Source organism: Bacillus sp. 005/A4HT-01/001, from assembly GCF_004634445.1.
GTDB lineage: Bacteria > Bacillota > Bacilli > Bacillales > Bacillaceae > Bacillus > Bacillus altitudinis.
On record NZ_SEIZ01000005.1, the window covers coordinates 212916 to 229724 of the forward strand.

A 16809-nucleotide genomic window follows, 5' to 3' on the forward strand; every position below is an offset into this window, starting at 1 on the left:
ATATATTTCTTTTAAAAACGATGAATATCAAACAAAAGCACCACTAGACGAGGAGAGAAAATAAATGCAAATAAGCGAAGAGATCATCAATCGAAAAGGTGCTCGAAAGGGGACTGATATCCCTCATGACGTCTTGTTCCTTTTGAATCAAGGAAAAATAGAGAGTGTGAATTTAACTGAATGGCTGGCTGTCAATCATCTGACGTTATTACATCATGTTTTGCCATCCGTTGGTTTAGACCATCATTTAGACGATGTATCATCTGATGTCACTCAACAAAAGGCTGAGTCTGGAATGAAAGCAATTCGTCTCATCGGTCAATTGTTAGATGAAGTGTTACAGAAAGAGAATGGGGAAAAACAAACGGAAGTGCTACAGGCGTTTACTCACCATGTATCTGATAGCGTCCGCTGTTGGGCTGCTTATATGAACAAACACCGTTTATCAACTTTGGAAGAGAAATTGGCGTACATTCAACCATTTGCAGCTGATCCTCATTTTGGAGTTCGAGAAATTGCGTGGATGTCAGTGAGAGAAAGCCTAACGGATCAGCTCGATCAAAGTATAGAACATTTAACAGAATGGGCTAAAAGTAAAGATGAAAATATTCGCCGATTCTCAGTAGAAGCTATTCGCCCAAGAGGTGTTTGGACAAAGCATATTGAGTCATTAAAACAAGAGCCAATGAGGGCACAGCCTATTCTAGACTTGCTCAAATCTGATCCATCAACATATGTTCAAGATTCTGTAGGAAACTGGCTCAATGACGCTAGTAAAACACAACCAAATTGGGTCATAACCCTGTGTGAACAGTGGTTAAAAGATTCTGATACAAAAGCAACTAGCAGAATTGTCAAGAAAGCCAAAAGAACGATTGTGAAGGGGAATTTTTAAACACTAATATCAACTGATTAGACAGTCCATGAAAATGAGTAAGCAGTCAATTCAGCGGTTTGAGAATAGGACTAAACCCATAGAGGCAAGCGAAAAAGTAAAGGGGATTACTCTTTACTTTTTTCGTGTGAAAAACCAAATTCACAATAGAAAGGAAAAATATTGAAACATTTTTTCGATAAAAACGTAGTACAGATAGAGCTTTTATTAGAACCAATAGAGACGGAGAGGAGTATTGTATGGAACAAGTAGCACTGAAAAAAATGAGAACAAACCAATTAGTCACATGTAATTTAATAGCTGGCATCATGATCGTGACGTTTTCAATCTTTTTTCAATTCTTACATATTCAATTAACTCATTTGTTTTTTTGTCTAGGAATTGTCATGCTCTTTCAAAGTATTTTAGGATTTTTTAAAAGGAAATCAACAAAATCTATCATTCCCATTTTTGAGCAGGTAGCTATCTATGAAAAAGAGAAGTTAGGAAAAGAGTGGGAGAAAGAACAGAGAACAGAAAATATTTCGAGAGTAGTGTTGAGTGGTCTGATGTTTTTTCAGTCATTTAGCTTCCGAGATGTAACGAACCCATTCTTTGAAATACAACCTGCATTTCTATTTTTCTTAGTGGCTATGTTTCTAGTTATTATGAATGTAAGCATGCTTTTTCGCTTTAGAAAAATTGATCGATCTACTGAGGAACACGAATTAAAAGGGTATACAAAGGAATCAAATATGATGGGTTTGGTTTTAGGCCTTTTATCAGCTATCATCCTATTCGGCTTTATCGTCATATTCGTCCTTCCATAAGATAATCACTTAACAGATTGAGGTGAAACAAATGAATGAAACTCTACAGCATCTAATAGATGATACAAGAAAGAAGTTCGGCTTAGATGATTATCGTTTAAAAAACTACGAGTATTACCGAAATGTGAATATGTTTAATGAAACAATTTATAAATTGTGTATGGAATGGTTTCCTCCACATCAAACGGCACCTGTGGACGAAGATTTAAATCCGGATGGCACAGCCGTGATAGAAGTGAATTTGAATACAGGAAAGGTTGAGAGTGCTGTTTTTGTCAGGGGTAAAACATATGCAAAGGAGGGTGTGTGCTTTGATAGCGGCCAGAATGACGCCATCAAATGGATTGAACAAGAAACAGGGTTGATATATGGAGAGCACTTTCACTTGCATAAAGAGGAGAAAGGGGAGCTTATTTTTGAAGAAAAAATTGCTGGTGTACCAGTGACCCCTTCGGGCATGATTGATGTGAAATGGGATGAACATGGACAACTCATTTACTTTGTTCTTCACGGCCCATTTGTTTCTATAAAAAAGCACAGGGCTGAAAAATATACGCTGCTCATTGAGAAGATTGAAAGCTTAGCCCTTCAGCAAGTGCAACGAATCGAATGGCCTTCTTTTGATCAGAATAAAATTCGTCCAATTTATGCGTTAGAAGAAGTGTATGTAAAGAATGATGGAACCGGAATCCTCCCGTTTGAAGGTACGATACAGGAACATCAATGTCTCAATATCAACCAAATCATCAAATGGGATGAACCAATAACTGAACCTTTTGTAAGAAAGGAATTAAATATTCAAGAAGACATCTCAGATGATCAAGCCTTTTCAATTGAACCCTCACCAGATACAATGCCCATAACAGAGGAAGAAAAAGATAAGTGTTTGAAAGCAGTTCAAAAATTGTTGAGTCAGGAATATCCTAACGACACCGGAAAATGGGTTTGCATTTCTCTTCATCGTGATCATTACATTCATGCAACAGTAAAAGCAAATAGACAAGAGAAAAGCTTGCTTACAGATAAAATCTTGATATTCATTGATGCCCTTACATTTGAAGCCGTTAATTACATAGATAGAAAAGAAATGTTTAAGGAGTGTGGCATGTTGGATGAACTCCACCCCCCTGGCGAAATCACCCTGACAAAACAAGAAGCCTTCGAAAAATTAAAAGATCGGTTAGAGCTGACCCCCATCTATGTATATGATTTTACAGAAAAGCAGTATGTCTTATGTGGAAAACTAGATTGTCATGATGGAGTGGATGCAGTGAGCGGGGAAGTCATTCCTTTACAGGATATTTGAATTGGCACTTTACGCTATTGAAAGAACAGTCAGTGCTGTTCTTTTTTTTGTCCCATCTCCCTCTTTTTTGCAGAAAAATGGAATATTGTAGCAGGAAGTTGTCGTTTCATCACGAAAGAAAACAGGTAAGAATATGATCATAGGTCCATTGTTTGGATTCGTGGTGGAGTCAATGAGAAGACATAGGAAACGTTATACATATTAAACATTCGTGACAGTACAGTTGATCTACAGTATCAAGTCTAAAAAGTGAATGATCATGTCTCAAGCCGTATGCGAAAATACGTGTACCGAGATCATATGATGAGTTGGTTCCGTTTGTTTTTAGGTGAGTTTGAAGCCAAGTTAGAAGAAAGTGAGGATATCTACCTTGAGTACATTGGAAGTGTTTCGTCAGTTTTTGGTTGACCATTATCCTGCGTTACAAGATGAGCTTTGGCTAAAAGATGTTGATACCCTTCGAATCTCTCCTATTCTTCATCCTTTTCTGAAAAGCAAGCTGCCAGATGGGATTGAAAAATTCACTTGTGTCCTATTCACGCAGCAAACAGATCAAACCACTGCCCCGCTCAAAGTATACCTTTTATTAGATGAATATGGGCAATCGCTTTACGCCATTGATTTGATGAATGAACAAATCGTGCTTCATTAATACAGAACCAAAAAGCTGCTTGAGCATGTCTCAGCAGCTTTTTTGGTGAAACTTAGTTTGTCATATCAACCAATCTTGATTGCAAGTTGTCCAATTCTTTCTTTGTTGGAAAAGAGCTGATCAGCAGCGTAGACCGTCCTAATTGATGAGGAAGCTCAGTATCGGTCACAATCATATCAATCCCAAGTCGATCCATTGTCAGTTCATTTAATGTATTTTCTGGACTTGTGAAAATATGAATGAGAGGAGGCAATCTTAATTTAATTAAATCCGCAATAAACAAACTATGATTATAACCTAATGTTGAAATGACAAAAATGTTCAACACGTTTCTCCGATCCATTTCCAAATGAACAAGCCCTCTCCAGTTAGAAGTAATGATACGAATCAATTCTCGTTCATTTTTCACAAAAGAAGCGAGTATATCGTCTGTTTTTAACTCTTGGATGATATGAGTAATCCTCGAATAGAAGTAAGGAAGCTGTTTTTTTACCTCTGATAAATAACTCGATTTCTTTTTGAAAAGGAATCCATCTCTTACGGTAATTTCCCTAGAATACACATAATATTGGAGAAGAATCAGTGTCATCGCCTTGCGATTAGCCACCTCTTGATGAAAAATCAACTCCAATTGATTGATAAAGGAATGAATGGCTTCAAAGAGCTGTGGTGTATGCGATTGAAAGAACGTCAATTTTTCTTCGACCGTTTCAATTGATTTATAATGGCCAATAGCTGGTTCAATCAATAATAAAAAGACAAATTCGTGACGATCCAATGTAACACCAAAAGTGTCCTTTGTCATTTGGCAAACGTGTTCTTCCAAGTTTTTGATTTGTTTATAGATACCTTTAGCTGTAGATGTTTGTTTTTCCTTATCCATTGAGTACCTATAATTGCGTCGTATGGTAAAATTTTTCCTCAATCGGTGTATGGAAACGGCGAGCCATAGGCAAAATTTATCTAAAGCCACATCAGGTAGATTGACTTCGAGCACCTGAAATAGCTTTTGTAAAAAATCAACTGCATCTTGCTTTTGAATATCATCGAATGGCCAAAGCCTGCTTCCATAAACTTCAAACAAAAATTCCACAAAAAATTGACGAATCTCCTTCTCATTTCCATGGAACTGCATACTATCTGGTCGTAACTCAATGTCATACGAGGTAAGAAGCGAATTGATTTTATGTATGGTGTTATACAATGTGGATCTACTGATATTCAGCGTGTCCATCCATTCATAGAAAGACCTGTTTTGTTCAAAGAAAACGCCGTCAATCAATCGAATTTCAATCGTATCTTTTAGAATTTCTTTGATATAGTAGTCGACTCGTATCGTCTGTGTATAACAAATGGATATGCCTTGTCTTGGCTTTATGCGGATTAACGGCTCACCGTTCTCTGTTTGGAACGACTTCATTTGTTCTAAATCGTTTTGAATGGCACGAACCGAACCGATTTGTTCATTCGATATCTCTTGAAGGCTCCACCACTTATCTTTTGATACAAGCAGTTTTAGAATTTTTATCCATCTCTTTGATTTATTATCAATGAGCTCCATTAAACAACTAACTCCTTCCCTTGGCTTGCCTTTATATTATGAAGTTCACTTAAAGAACATTTTAATTTCTAAATAGGCATAAAATGATTTTAATGTTTAGGCTAAATCGTTTTGTCTTCACTTTTCATGATAAAAGAGAAAAAAATTAGACGAAAACAAATGTTATACCCTAATTCTCCATATCTTTCTTTTAAAAGATGATAAGTATGCCATGAATCCCATAAAAATGGATCATTTTGTTTATTTTTTTGCTGCTCAAACGGTAAAAGTAAGAATAAAAAGCATCGGCTTTTTGATTACCATATGGAAGGGAGTAGAAGGAATGCGATCTATATGATGCTGAACTATCTCACCATACATACCATATGAGTCATGCTTGTTTTATATGAACGTTCTATATGTGAATACATGCTTATATATGCATGTACTAATTATTTATTGTTCGTTCCAGTATAAATAGAAAAATTCACATTTAATCTTTTCACGATCCCTCTCACTATTCCCCATTTCTATAGACCCCTATCTAGTTACTATTCCCACTACTCATGATTTCCTTTCAATTCATGATTGATCAACTCATCTTATTCATAGGGTCTTAAGGTGCATTTTTTTTAGAAAATATTTGATCAGAAGCGGAGTGATTGATCTGACAGTATACAACTGATTTTTTTATCATTGTTGAAAATTAATTTTAGAAAAGGGTGGATGTATTGAAAAGAATATTGTCATTGGCTCTCATTGCGGTGTTAGTCATACAGTCTAGTATATTAGGAATCTTGCCTTTAGCAGGGGCACAAGCTAAAGACATTCAAGAGAATATTTATGTGAATATTGAGTTTGCTGATAGCGAAGGCAACAAGTTATCAAACATAGAAGATCAGCAAGTTAGAAAGGCCATTGTGCATTGGTCTATTAAAGGAATTGATCTCAAAAAGCAATATCCGTATATTCTCTCTCTTCCTTCAGTCATGCAGGTAGAGAAGGAGCAGAAAGAACTCATTACTGTCGATGACATCCCTGTTGGTGAGTATACCGTTTCAAAACAAAATGAAGTGACTGTCACATTCAATGAGGATATTGAGCTTGATCCGAATTTAGAAGGATCTATAGATATTGACGTCACCAGTATAGCTGAGAAAAAAGAGAAAACAAAGCAAAATGAGCATAAAGAAAATCTTTCAAAAGATGATTCAACCTCATCGGAGAAAGACAAAGCTGCTAACAATCAAGAAACTGTTCAAAAGACACAAAGCGATGAAGATGAGTTACTAAAAAACAAAGTGAACGTGTCTAAGCGTGTAGGGCTGCAAAGTGTTTCAAAACAAATGCAGATACAAGAAAATCTCCTTACTGATGCCAAATTAATTTTTGAAGATCAGGAAGGTAATTCAGTTGATAAGCCTGACGTCAACTCACTGATTTCCATTAACTATAAGTGGGCCATCCCGAATGGTCATAACTATAATGGCGGGGATGAATTCCATTTCAAGGTTCCAGAGGAATTAGTCATTTACGAAAAAATCGATCGACTCGAGATGAAATTTAATCAATCGATCATCGGTTATTTTTCTGTAGATGAAAGCGGAAATGCCTCCATCGAGTTCACAGATTTTATTAAACAATATTCAAATATCCAAGGAACACTTCAAGTATGGACACAATTAGATAAACAAACAGTGATCACTGAAGAAAAAGAAGTGGTGATTACCCCGATTGAAGGCAAAGATACGATATCGATTCCGATTCAATACATTCCAAATGGTCCAAATGTCTCTAAAAAGGGAGAACCCAATCGATCTTACAATGCTGAAACCATTCAATGGACAGTCGATTTTAATATGGACTTAGATGATGTCAAACAAGCGAAACTGTTAGATCCGATTCAAGAAGGTCAAGCGTTAAAAAAAGATTCAATCAAGCTTTATCGTGTAGATACAAAGCTAAATGGTGAAACATCGCTTGGACAGCTGCTTGACGAAAATCACTACACCATCGGCCAAACAGCAGATGGTCAAGATTTCACGATCGAATTTAAAGATGACGTGCATCTCGCTTACCGTTTAATGTATGAAACGGACATTACGAATCAAGATCAGTCTGCATTTCGTAATAAAGCCTCCCTTGTCTCTGCTGATAAAGAGATTAGTTCAGCAGAAGGAACCGTGAATGTGACAAGAGGCAGCCCTTTAAATAAAAAAGCCGCCCACTACGATCCAGTCACACAAACGATTACTTGGGAAATTCGGTATAACTATAACGAAAAAAAGCTGGCTCAAAAGGATGCTTTGATAGAAGACTTCTTTAACGGCACACAGGCGCTAATATCTGACTCAATTCAAGTCAAAGAAGTCACAATTGATGAGAATGGCAAAGAATCAGGAACAAAAGCGTTTGAAGATTATGTGGTTCAACCTCAAAAAAAGGATGAACAAAACGGGTTTACCTTGCAATTCAATCAAGATATCCACTCGGCTTACCTGATCACATATCAAACAAAAGCAACCGAGCGAATTTTCGAAGCTGAAGACATTATCAATACTGTAACAGCTGGCAAAGAGAGCGAACAAGGGAAGCAAAGAATTGATCAGCAAATCCTAACGAAAGACCACGGAACACCGGATTACAAGAACAAGACCATTCCATGGCGTATCATCTTCAACAAAGATCAACAAACCATGAACAACGTGATATTAAAAGATACGTTTACAAACGAAGGATTGACGCTGCAAAAAGATAGTTTAAAAGTGACGACAGGTAATACAGTGCTTGAAGAAGGCACAGATTATCAAATCGTTGAACATGCAAATGGATTTGATATTCAATTTACGAAAGAAATCAAGACAGAACATACTATCACATATACAACGTCTTTTGATTATGAAAAAAGAGCAGATAAAGATCAAAAGAACTTGCGTAACCATGTAAAACTTGAATGGGTAAATGAAGATGGCAAGGATTTGACGAAGGAAAACCAATCTGTCTTTACGCCTGACACATACACGCAGTCCAATGGGTTCAAGAATGGAACATATGATGCAAAGAAAAAAGAGATCACATGGAATATCGGTGTGAACTATAATTTGAAGCATCTAGAAGAGGCGAAAATCGAGGATTTCATTCAAGGAAATCAGCGTTTGCTTAAAGATTCAATTATCGTCTACTCGCTTGATTTACAAGGCGGGGAAAATGGTGCGGAAGAAAAAGAAGTATTAGCGAAAGAACATTATGACATCAAATTCCTTGAAAATGAAAAGGGAGAATCAGGCTTCGAAGTCATTTTCAAACATGCCATTGATTCCCCATACAAAATCACGTATCAAACAAGTGTTGAAGGAATGGATTTAGTACAGAAAACCTACGAAAATAAAGCGACCCTTTATGATGGGAAGACGAAAGAATCAGACGTGAATGCTGTGGTGTCCATTCCAAATGGAGGGAAATACACGAGCAAGTCAGGAAATCAACAAGGGAAAGTCATTGATTGGAAACTGAATATCAACTTTGGTCAATCAACAGTCCAAGATGCGACGATTATAGACCATCCGAGCAGTAATCAAGCCATAATAGAAAACTCATTTCATCTGTATTCGACAACAATAGATGAAAAAGGGCAAGTGACTAAAAAGGATGAGCTTGAAAAAGGGAAGGATTATGAACTAGACCTTGAATTCGATCCAGATTCTTTTCAAATCAAATTTAAAGAAGAAATCACGAGACCCTATATTTTAGAATACCAATCTCTCATTTTAGATAAGGTGGGAAGTACACTTCAAAACGAAGTAACGTTTAGAGGTGAAAATGTAAAAGAAATCAAAAAGGAATCCGAAGCCTCAATTGTGGTCAAACGTACCGCTGGCATGGGAGATGGCACAGGAGCGATTGGCGCTTTAACCATTAAAAAGGTAGATGCGAGTGGTGGAAAAGCGCTAAAAGGAGCAACCTTTTCTCTGACAGATGCTGCGAGCGGTATCGTCATTGGAACAAAGACAACAGATGAAGAAGGAGCTCTTCGATTTGATCGTCTTCTGTATGGTGACTATATCGTGACAGAAGAGAAAGCACCTGATGGTTATTTGAAAACGAAGGAACCGATCAATGTCACGATTGATCAGCCTTACGAATCAGGAGATCAAACGAAAATAGGAAACAGCATGACGGTGCAAAACCAAGAAATCCGCCAGCATGTGAAGCTCACGAAAAAAGACAAAGAAACGGGTGCGGCATTAGAAAATGCAGAATTTGAACTGAAAAATGAATCTGGAGATACCGTCCAAACCCATTTGAAAACGGATGAAAAAGGAGAAATCCTATTCAAACATCTTGAGCCAGGTTCCTATTATTTTGTTGAAACAAACGCACCGAAAGGCTATCAATTAAATCAGCAAAAATGGCCGTTCACCATTAAAGAAAATCAAACAGAAACAACGGTTGTCACCGCAGTAAATGACATCATCAAAGGCTCTGCAGAATTGAGCAAAATAGGTGAAGGCGGAGAGAGACTAGAAGGTGCACAGTTCAAGCTCTTAGATCAAGATGGGCATGAGCTAAATGGTGCGCTTGTCACAGGAAAAGATGGCAAGATCACGATCAATGAACTAAGACCGGGTTCGTATCAGCTCATCGAAACAAACGCACCAGACGGTTATGTATTAGATGAAACACCCATCACATTTGAAGTACCACTCGATCCAAAAGAACCAGTCATCATTTCACAAAAGAACCTCTATGAAACAAGTGCATTAGAAGTGATGAAAGAAGGGGAAGATGGCAAGAAGCTTCAAGATGTTCGATTTGAAGTCTTGGATCAAAATGACAAAGTCGTGCGTAAAGATTTGACAACAGATGAAGATGGGAAGCTGTTGGTCGATGACCTCAAACCGGGCAAATATCAGCTTGTGGAGACAGAGAGTATTGATGGTTACCAAAAGAAAAATAAACCTTATCCGTTTACCATCGAAATCGCACAAAAAAAACCGGCAGAGATCAAAGTGATCAATGATCTCAAAACTGGAGCTGTCCAGCTCACGAAACTCGGTGAAAAGAATGATGTGCTTGAAGGAGCAGAATTCAAGCTAGTAGATGCAAATGGAAAAGAGATAAAAACAGGTCTTGTCACAGATGAGAACGGGAAGATCATCGTCAACGATCTGAAACCTGGAACCTATCAGTTTGTTGAAACGAAGGCGCCATTCGGTCATGAGCTTGACGAAACACCTGTCACTTTTGCTATTCCATTTAACCCTGAGAAGCTGGTCAGTGTGACAAAAGAAAATAGCCGCACAACTGGCGGAGTGCTGTTACACAAAAAAGGTGAAGATGGGAAATCATTAGAAGGGGTTGTCTTTGATCTATCTGATGCCAAAGGAAAGATTGTGGCAGGAGGAGAAGGAATTACAACCAATCAGGATGGAAAGATTACCTTCACAGGTCTTAAACCTGGAACCTATCAATTTGTTGAAAGAAAGAGTCTTGAAGGCTATGAATTGAGTGCGAAACCACTTGTCTTTGAAGTTGAATTAGGTCAAAAAGACTTGATTCAAGTGGAGGCAATCAATCAGCTCAAGAAAGGTTCTGTAGAACTAACTAAAATAGGGGAAGAACAAGAAAGATTGAAAGGCGCAGAATTTACCCTTTTCAATGATGATGGTAAAGAATTGATGTCAGGTTTAACAACCAACGAAAAAGGCATCATCACTGTCAACGATTTGAAACCAGGCGCTTACCAATTGGTTGAAACGAAGGCTCCTTTTGGACATCAACTTGATGCAGAACCAGTAGACTTCAAGATTGATTTCAATCCAAATCAACTGGTGAAAGTGACAAAAGAAAATATTCGGACGACAAGTGCGGTAAAGCTTCAGAAAAAAGGGGAGGATGGTCAATTGCTCGCTGGCGTGACCTTTGACCTGATTGATGCGCACGATCAGCGTGTGAAGAAAGACTTAAAGACAGACAAAAACGGTCAACTGACAGTCGATCAACTGAAGCCAGGAACCTACCAATTTGTCGAAACAGCAAGCATTGCCGGCTATGAATTGGATCAGACACCTGTCTCATTTACGATTCGTTTAGGTCAAGACAAACCAGCAAAAGTAGAAATGATCAACAAACTGACGCCGGGAGCAGTGGAACTGACCAAAGTGGATGCTGAAGGACACACGTTGGAAAACGCAGAGTTTGCTCTTCAGAGTAAAGACGGGAAAACGTTGAAGAAATCACTTGTAACGGATCAAAAAGGAAAGCTTCACATCAACGATCTAAAACCGGGAGAATATCAATTCGTTGAAACGAAAGCGCCTCACGGCTATGAATTAGATGATCAGCCGATCCGGTTTACGATTGAGAAAAATCAGCAGAAGCCTCTTCAAGTAACAGCGAAGAATCACTTGATTTTAGGAAGTCTGCGTATCATAAAGGTAGACCAGCAGACTGATAGAACCTTAAAAGGTGCAGCTTTTGACATTCGTACAAAAGCAGGGAAAATCATCAAATCTGTGACAACAGGAAAAGACGGAGAAGCCATTGTCAAAGGGCTTAAACCTGGTGAATATACACTCACAGAGACGAAAGCTCCAAATGGTTATGTAGCGTTAAAAAAACCAATCGCTTTTACAATTCAAATGGGCGAAGTGGAGATCAAGACATTGATTGTGAAAAATGCTCCAATGAAGAATGAAGAGGACCACACGAATCCTCCAGTCTCAGATCAAGGGGATCAACATCCGCCTCATGACTCAAACGGTGAATTGCCAAAGACTGGGGAAGAATGGCTTCGTTATTTGATTTATGCAGGGATTTTACTAGTAGTGTCTGGATCTGTTCTTCTTGTAGTCAGAAGAAGAACCATTCAGTAAAAGAAAGGAACGAGTGTATTGATGAAAAAAAGAACCTTATTAGGCAGCTTTTTGGTGGTCGCAGGACTAATGCTCATCTCCGTTCCTTTTCTATATGAGTGGCGAACGTCTCAAGAGGCAGCAGCCATGGAAGAGGCATTGAAAATGATTGAAGAAAATGACAGTGATGCCCTTTCTTCTATTCCACATTTAACTGTGTCAGAAGAAGACCTGCGAGATACGATGGAGCTTGAGATCCCGTCAATTGATTTAAATGAAAAAGTGCTACCTGTTACAACAAAAGAAAATTTAAGTATTGCACTGACTCAAATCAAATCTCATCAAATGCCAGGTGAAGGAAATTTCACGATTGCAGGCCATAGAGGGTATAGAGGCGACCGGCTTTTCCGGCAGCTGCCAGAGGTGCCTAAAGGAGAAAAAGTCGTCTTACATCATCAAGCAGAAACATACGAATATAAAATTGTCAGCTCTGCTACGATAGAACCGACGGATGTTGATGTACTAAAGGATCGCGGGAAAAATGAACTGACATTGATCACTTGTACTCTTGATGGCCAGAAACGATTTGTCTTAAAAGGAATACGAATCAATGCTTCAAAGGATAAGCAACCTTCGGATGTATAACACCAACATAATAGATGATGGGTATGCTGGAAAAGCAGCGTTCACGACCGACATGTTACACCAATTGTTAGTAGAGCATTATCCCACTTTAAAAAACGAACGTTGGGATGTGGATATAGATACAATTCGGACTTCGCCTATTCTTCATCCTTTATTAAGAAGGAAGATTCCGATAGGTATTGAAAAATTCACATGTGTTTTGTTCACGCAGCAGACAGGGTCCTTTGGAGAGCCTTTGATTGTGTACTTTTTATTGGATGAAAAAGGCGAATCGATTTACGCAATGGATCTCTTGCTTGAGCAGCATGATCCACATTAAACGAGAAATAAAAAAGCAAGATCTTTAATGAACGGGTTCGGTTTTAAGGTGGGAAAATTGTATTAGTCATATAATGAGGACTCTAATTCGTCTATGAATTGGAGTTCTTTTATTTGTTTATATGAAAGAGTACGAGCTATCGTCAAGACCTGTGCAGAATATATGGAGTATAGTGAAAGCGAAGTCGTTGATATGTTGTTGCTCCATATTTTAGATGAAAAAGATTTTATAAAATGGATTGAAAACAGACGTAATCATCGGCGGATTGTGGTTAAACGGACAAAGAAGATCATCTAGTTTTTATCCCTTCCTCTATTTCTTCGGCAAAAATATCGGAAAGAATCAAGTTTTGACTCCAAACTTCTGATAAAATTCATTTAGATATCCATCATTAGTAGGTGTGGAGGTAAAAGAATGTTTAAAGAAGACCCTGAATATATTTTTCGTCATGATGCACGACCAGAAGCTGTTCATGATTTAGCCGATGTAGATGAAAATGCCACTGAGTTAGTAATCACAGGAAAAACAAAAAATATTGAAAGGTTGAACTCTTTTTCTAACCTGACGAAATTGTGGATTTACAAAGTGGGCCAAAAGGAATTCAATGCGATCTTGAGCTTAGTTAATCCCAAAATGCTCTATATGCGTGAACTGAGAGTAGAAGATTTATCAATCATCAGTTCTCTTCAAGATGTTGAGGTATTGTCACTTGAATGGAATACAAAGGCACAAAGTTTATGGGATCTATCAAAAAACACTTTTTTAAAATCTTTATCCTTAACAGATTTTTCAAAGTTGAATGACATAGCTCCTTTGCAAAAAAACACTGGTTTAGAATGGTTGCAATTGTCAGGTGGGATTTGGAATACATTAAACTTAAATACTCTACAACCTTTAAGATACCTCAAACATTTAAAATATCTGTGCTTATCAAATATAAAAGTGAAGGACGAGTCTTTAGAGCCAATATCGGCATTAGAGGGACTCAAGGAACTTGACATTTCAAACCAATTCCCGACAGAAGAATACGCTAGATTATCCGTCACCCTTCCACATACGAAGTGTGATCGTTTTGCACCATACATCTTTTTATCAAGTCCTATTGTAGATAAAGATGTAATGGTAATTGGAAAGCGGAAACCGAAAATAAATTCAAAAGTCGATGGGGAAAAGTTGAAAAAATACGAAAAACAATTTAAAGCGTACCAAGAAAAGTATAAAAATTAACTTAAAAAGCAATGGATAATCTATTCCATTGCTTTTTCTATTACGCAAATAACTTCAGCCCAACGACGCCAATCACAATCAGCAGCAAGCTGAGGATACGAATCATGTTTTTCGGCTCTTTAAATAGAATCATATTAAACAAGACAGAACCCGCTGTTCCAAGTCCAATCCAAACCGTATAGGCAACGGAGACTTGAACGGAAGAGAACGAGGCGTACAAAAACAAAAAGGATAAGGCAAATCCGCCGACAAATAACATGCCTGTCGTGAGTTGCTTTTTCTTACTAAACATATTGAGACCAATGGTTCCGCCAATTTCACAGGCAGAGGCCAACAGTACAAAAAACCAGCCCATTTATACCGCTTCTCCTTTCTGCTCATGTGCATCTCCATCAGACACCTTCAGTCCAATAATTCCGAGAATTAAAATACCCATAAATAAAAGCTTTTCTAATGAAAACGAACCGCCGAACAGCGCATAATCCATTAAAGACGTACCAATCGTTCCAACTCCGGCAAACACGGCGTACACGGTCCCTGTCGGCAGCTTCTCGCAGGCTTTCATTAGAAAATAAAAATCAACCGGGATCAGGCAGATAATGATCGCCCACTCCCACACAGCATCTGCTTTATTTAAACCAAACACCCAAAGTAATTCAAATAAACATGTGAGTGCAACATACATCCAGCTTTTTTTCATCGTATTTCCTCCTAAAACTTAAAACTGACGATTCGTCATTTTGAAGCCAAAAAAGAGCGTACAGCAAGTGCTGTACTAAGTTAAGGTGTCTCTATGCCGAGTGCGTAAAGAAGGAATTGCTTGACCTCTCGTTTTTGAATCAGAACCTCTTCTGTATCTGTTTCTGTAAATAAGTACATTTGCTCAGCTGATGATTCAAGTAAACCGATAATGAATTTCGCAGCATATTGACAGTTCAAGTTCGCACGGACTCTTTTGTCCCGCTTAGCTTTTTCTAAAAAAGCAGCGACCCATTTGTAAATCGGTTCATAAATATCTTCCCATTCCTTTAGATGCTCGGTGGCAGCTAAACCTGAGTAGGTCAGGGCAAGGACATCACGGTATTGTCTTGTAAAAGAGAAAATAAATTCAACTAGCGCATCTGCTTGATCAAGTACATCCGCATGCTGAGTTAATTCCTTTTCGATCGCAGGCACCATCTGTGCGATCAGATGTTCAGCGATAGCAGGCATGACGGAAAGCTTTGAAGGAAAATATAAATAAAACGTTCCTTGCGCTACTCCTGCTGTTTTCACAATATCCGATATGGTCGTCTTTTCAATTCCCTTCTCTTTAAAGGCATCAATCGCAGCAAGCATAATTTTTTCTCGTTTTGACACAGGATCACCGACCTTAAAATGACTGAATGTCAGTCAGTTTAGCGGAAAAATGACGATTTGTCAATATGGGTTTCTCGTCATTGAATAGGAGAATAAGTGATGAATAGATGCGGGCAGGCCTGAATAAGCTGTAAATATGGTCAAGCATGATGTGAGAAAGGGGCAGCTCTCTGTATGACATTCAGTGCGATGTTTTCCATGACTTATTTTCTCTTGCTCGTCCCGCTTTATTTACATATGAGATACAGACAGGCGAAAAAACAAAAACGATTTATCTATTTACGAACTGAAATCGTTTTTGCCTGTCTATTTATGTATACAAATGTTTTATTATATTTGACGGTCTTTCCTAATCGTTTTTCCGCTCCAAGGGATCAGGTGAGTGTCAACCTCATGCCTTTGCAGTCCATTTATCAAAATCTCCATGCCTATCATCATGGCTATCCCAATCTTGTTTTTTTAAATTTGGCAGGGAACATTTTGTTATTTGTGCCACTTGGTTTTTTTCTTTATCAAGCATTCCGAACCTTGCGCTGGCAAAAGGCGATTCTTGCTGGCTTTTTCTTGTCAACAATAATTGAAGTGCTTCAATGGATATTCTCGCAATCTGGTATGATTACAAGAAGCAGCGATATTGATGATATTCTATTAAATACACTTGGCACAGCGCTAGGTTGTATGTTGTATCGGATGTATCAACGAAGGAAGGAGAAAATCAAGTGAAGCGAGTTTGTATCATTCCATGTGGGGCGAAGAAAATGTGGGACGTCCATCCAGAGGCAGGGAGCCAGCCGGCGAACCTCGTTTATTTAAGTCCGCTGCATCAGCGTACGAAAAGCTATGCCCGAACGTTCTTTTCAGACTATCTAATCATTTCAGCGAAGCATGGATTCTTAAAGGCAGATGATATTATTCATGAAAATTATGATGTGGCTTTTGGTACACCGCATACTGATCAGATAACAAGAGAAGCACTAAGTCAGCAATTTCATGAAAAACATCTCACTGCATATGATGAATTAGTGATACTAGGTGGAAAGAAATATCGAAAGGTGATCGATCCGTTATTACTTCCTCATCAGACAGCGATTTATCCGCTGGCTCCATATAAAGGAATTGGCTATATGCTTCAGGCGTTAAAGCAAGCTGTTGAGACAAAAGTAGAACTTCCGCCGCATATTTAACGTATTCACATCTACCGGT

The 16809-nt window shown here is 38.2% G+C and carries 14 protein-coding genes; 10 read left to right on the forward strand and 4 right to left on the reverse strand.

Translation table 11 applies throughout. The annotated features are described in order from the left end of the window. The first annotated feature begins 64 nt into the window (after positions 1 to 64). From ES896_RS15745 to ES896_RS15760, 4 genes are all read left to right on the forward strand, one after another. Positions 65 to 895, forward strand: a complete 831-nt coding sequence (locus ES896_RS15745) for a DNA alkylation repair protein (protein ID WP_008341723.1) — start codon at positions 65 to 67, stop codon at positions 893 to 895. A gap of 239 nt (positions 896 to 1134) precedes the next feature. Next, a complete protein-coding gene (locus ES896_RS15750; protein ID WP_057078321.1) occupies positions 1135 to 1704 on the forward strand; it encodes a hypothetical protein in 570 nt (189 codons plus the stop codon). Positions 1705 to 1735: 31 nt separating this feature from the next. Next, positions 1736 to 3010, forward strand: a complete 1275-nt coding sequence (locus tag ES896_RS15755) for a hypothetical protein (protein WP_057078320.1) — start codon at positions 1736 to 1738, stop codon at positions 3008 to 3010. 370 nt (positions 3011 to 3380) lie between these two features. Then, positions 3381 to 3662: a hypothetical protein gene (locus ES896_RS15760; RefSeq protein WP_017366847.1), complete on the forward strand. Its 282-nt coding sequence runs from the start codon at positions 3381 to 3383 to the stop codon at positions 3660 to 3662. Positions 3663 to 3714: 52 nt separating this feature from the next. Here ES896_RS15760 and ES896_RS15765 read toward each other — a convergent pair whose 3' ends face one another. After that, a complete protein-coding gene (locus ES896_RS15765; RefSeq protein ID WP_046526913.1) occupies positions 3715 to 5223 on the reverse strand; it encodes an AcpB/EbpR/MafR family transcriptional regulator in 1509 nt (502 codons plus the stop codon). Positions 5224 to 5924: 701 nt separating this feature from the next. On the opposite strand from ES896_RS15765, the gene ES896_RS15770 reads away from it, so the two are divergent. The 4 genes from ES896_RS15770 (at position 5925) to ES896_RS15790 (ending at position 14247) form a co-directional block, all read left to right on the forward strand. Then, positions 5925 to 12077 carry a SpaA isopeptide-forming pilin-related protein gene (locus ES896_RS15770; RefSeq protein WP_240688392.1) on the forward strand — a complete coding sequence of 2051 codons (6153 nt, stop codon included), beginning with the start codon at positions 5925 to 5927 and terminating at the stop codon, positions 12075 to 12077. Between the two features lie 21 nt (positions 12078 to 12098). Then, positions 12099 to 12701 (forward strand): class D sortase, encoded by a 603-nt coding sequence (locus ES896_RS15775; RefSeq protein ID WP_017358814.1) that lies wholly within the window; start codon positions 12099 to 12101, stop codon positions 12699 to 12701. Further along, the gene (locus tag ES896_RS15780; RefSeq protein ID WP_135227029.1) at positions 12694 to 13020 is read left to right on the forward strand and encodes a hypothetical protein; all 327 of its coding nucleotides are present in this window, start codon (positions 12694 to 12696) and stop codon (positions 13018 to 13020) included. The genes ES896_RS15775 and ES896_RS15780 overlap by 8 nt, the downstream gene beginning before the upstream one ends. A gap of 414 nt (positions 13021 to 13434) precedes the next feature. Beyond that, positions 13435 to 14247, forward strand: a complete 813-nt coding sequence (locus tag ES896_RS15790) for a leucine-rich repeat domain-containing protein (protein WP_135227015.1) — start codon at positions 13435 to 13437, stop codon at positions 14245 to 14247. Between the two features lie 40 nt (positions 14248 to 14287). On the opposite strand, the gene ES896_RS15795 is transcribed toward ES896_RS15790, so the two are convergent. The 3 genes from ES896_RS15795 to ES896_RS15805 form a co-directional block, all read right to left on the reverse strand. After that, the gene (locus ES896_RS15795) at positions 14288 to 14602 is read right to left on the reverse strand and encodes a DMT family transporter (protein WP_017366853.1); all 315 of its coding nucleotides are present in this window, start codon (positions 14600 to 14602) and stop codon (positions 14288 to 14290) included. Further along, a complete protein-coding gene (locus ES896_RS15800; RefSeq protein ID WP_017358819.1) occupies positions 14603 to 14947 on the reverse strand; it encodes a DMT family transporter in 345 nt (114 codons plus the stop codon). An 80-nt stretch (positions 14948 to 15027) separates the two neighbouring features. Then, positions 15028 to 15606: a TetR/AcrR family transcriptional regulator gene (locus ES896_RS15805; protein ID WP_035703724.1), complete on the reverse strand. Its 579-nt coding sequence runs from the start codon at positions 15604 to 15606 to the stop codon at positions 15028 to 15030. Between the two features lie 174 nt (positions 15607 to 15780). Here ES896_RS15805 and ES896_RS15810 point away from each other — a divergent pair, with 174 nt between their 5' ends. Both ES896_RS15810 and ES896_RS15815 read left to right on the forward strand, forming a co-directional pair. Continuing rightward, on the forward strand, positions 15781 to 16329 hold the full coding sequence (locus ES896_RS15810) for a VanZ family protein (RefSeq protein ID WP_135227016.1): 549 nt from the start codon (positions 15781 to 15783) through the stop codon (positions 16327 to 16329). Beyond that, positions 16326 to 16790, forward strand: coding sequence for a DUF6884 domain-containing protein (locus ES896_RS15815; protein ID WP_024720270.1), 465 nt, complete (start codon positions 16326 to 16328; stop codon positions 16788 to 16790). Before ES896_RS15810 ends, ES896_RS15815 begins: the two co-directional genes overlap by 4 nt. The last annotated feature ends 19 nt before the right edge of the window (positions 16791 to 16809 follow it).

Excerpts from the sequence above, each read along its gene's own strand:
- ES896_RS15745 (WP_008341723.1), top strand. The coding sequence starts at position 65 with ATGCAAATAAGCGAAGAGATCATCAATCGAAAAGGTGCTCGAAAGGGG.
- ES896_RS15750 (WP_057078321.1), top strand. The coding sequence starts at position 1,135 with ATGGAACAAGTAGCACTGAAAAAAATGAGAACAAACCAATTAGTCACA.
- ES896_RS15755 (WP_057078320.1), top strand. The coding sequence starts at position 1,736 with ATGAATGAAACTCTACAGCATCTAATAGATGATACAAGAAAGAAGTTC.
- ES896_RS15765 (WP_046526913.1), bottom strand. The coding sequence starts at position 5,223 with ATGGAGCTCATTGATAATAAATCAAAGAGATGGATAAAAATTCTAAAA.
- ES896_RS15775 (WP_017358814.1), top strand. The coding sequence starts at position 12,099 with ATGAAAAAAAGAACCTTATTAGGCAGCTTTTTGGTGGTCGCAGGACTA.
- ES896_RS15780 (WP_135227029.1), top strand. The coding sequence starts at position 12,694 with ATGTATAACACCAACATAATAGATGATGGGTATGCTGGAAAAGCAGCG.
- ES896_RS15790 (WP_135227015.1), top strand. The coding sequence starts at position 13,435 with ATGTTTAAAGAAGACCCTGAATATATTTTTCGTCATGATGCACGACCA.
- ES896_RS15795 (WP_017366853.1), bottom strand. The coding sequence starts at position 14,602 with ATGGGCTGGTTTTTTGTACTGTTGGCCTCTGCCTGTGAAATTGGCGGA.
- ES896_RS15800 (WP_017358819.1), bottom strand. The coding sequence starts at position 14,947 with ATGAAAAAAAGCTGGATGTATGTTGCACTCACATGTTTATTTGAATTA.
- ES896_RS15810 (WP_135227016.1), top strand. The coding sequence starts at position 15,781 with ATGACATTCAGTGCGATGTTTTCCATGACTTATTTTCTCTTGCTCGTC.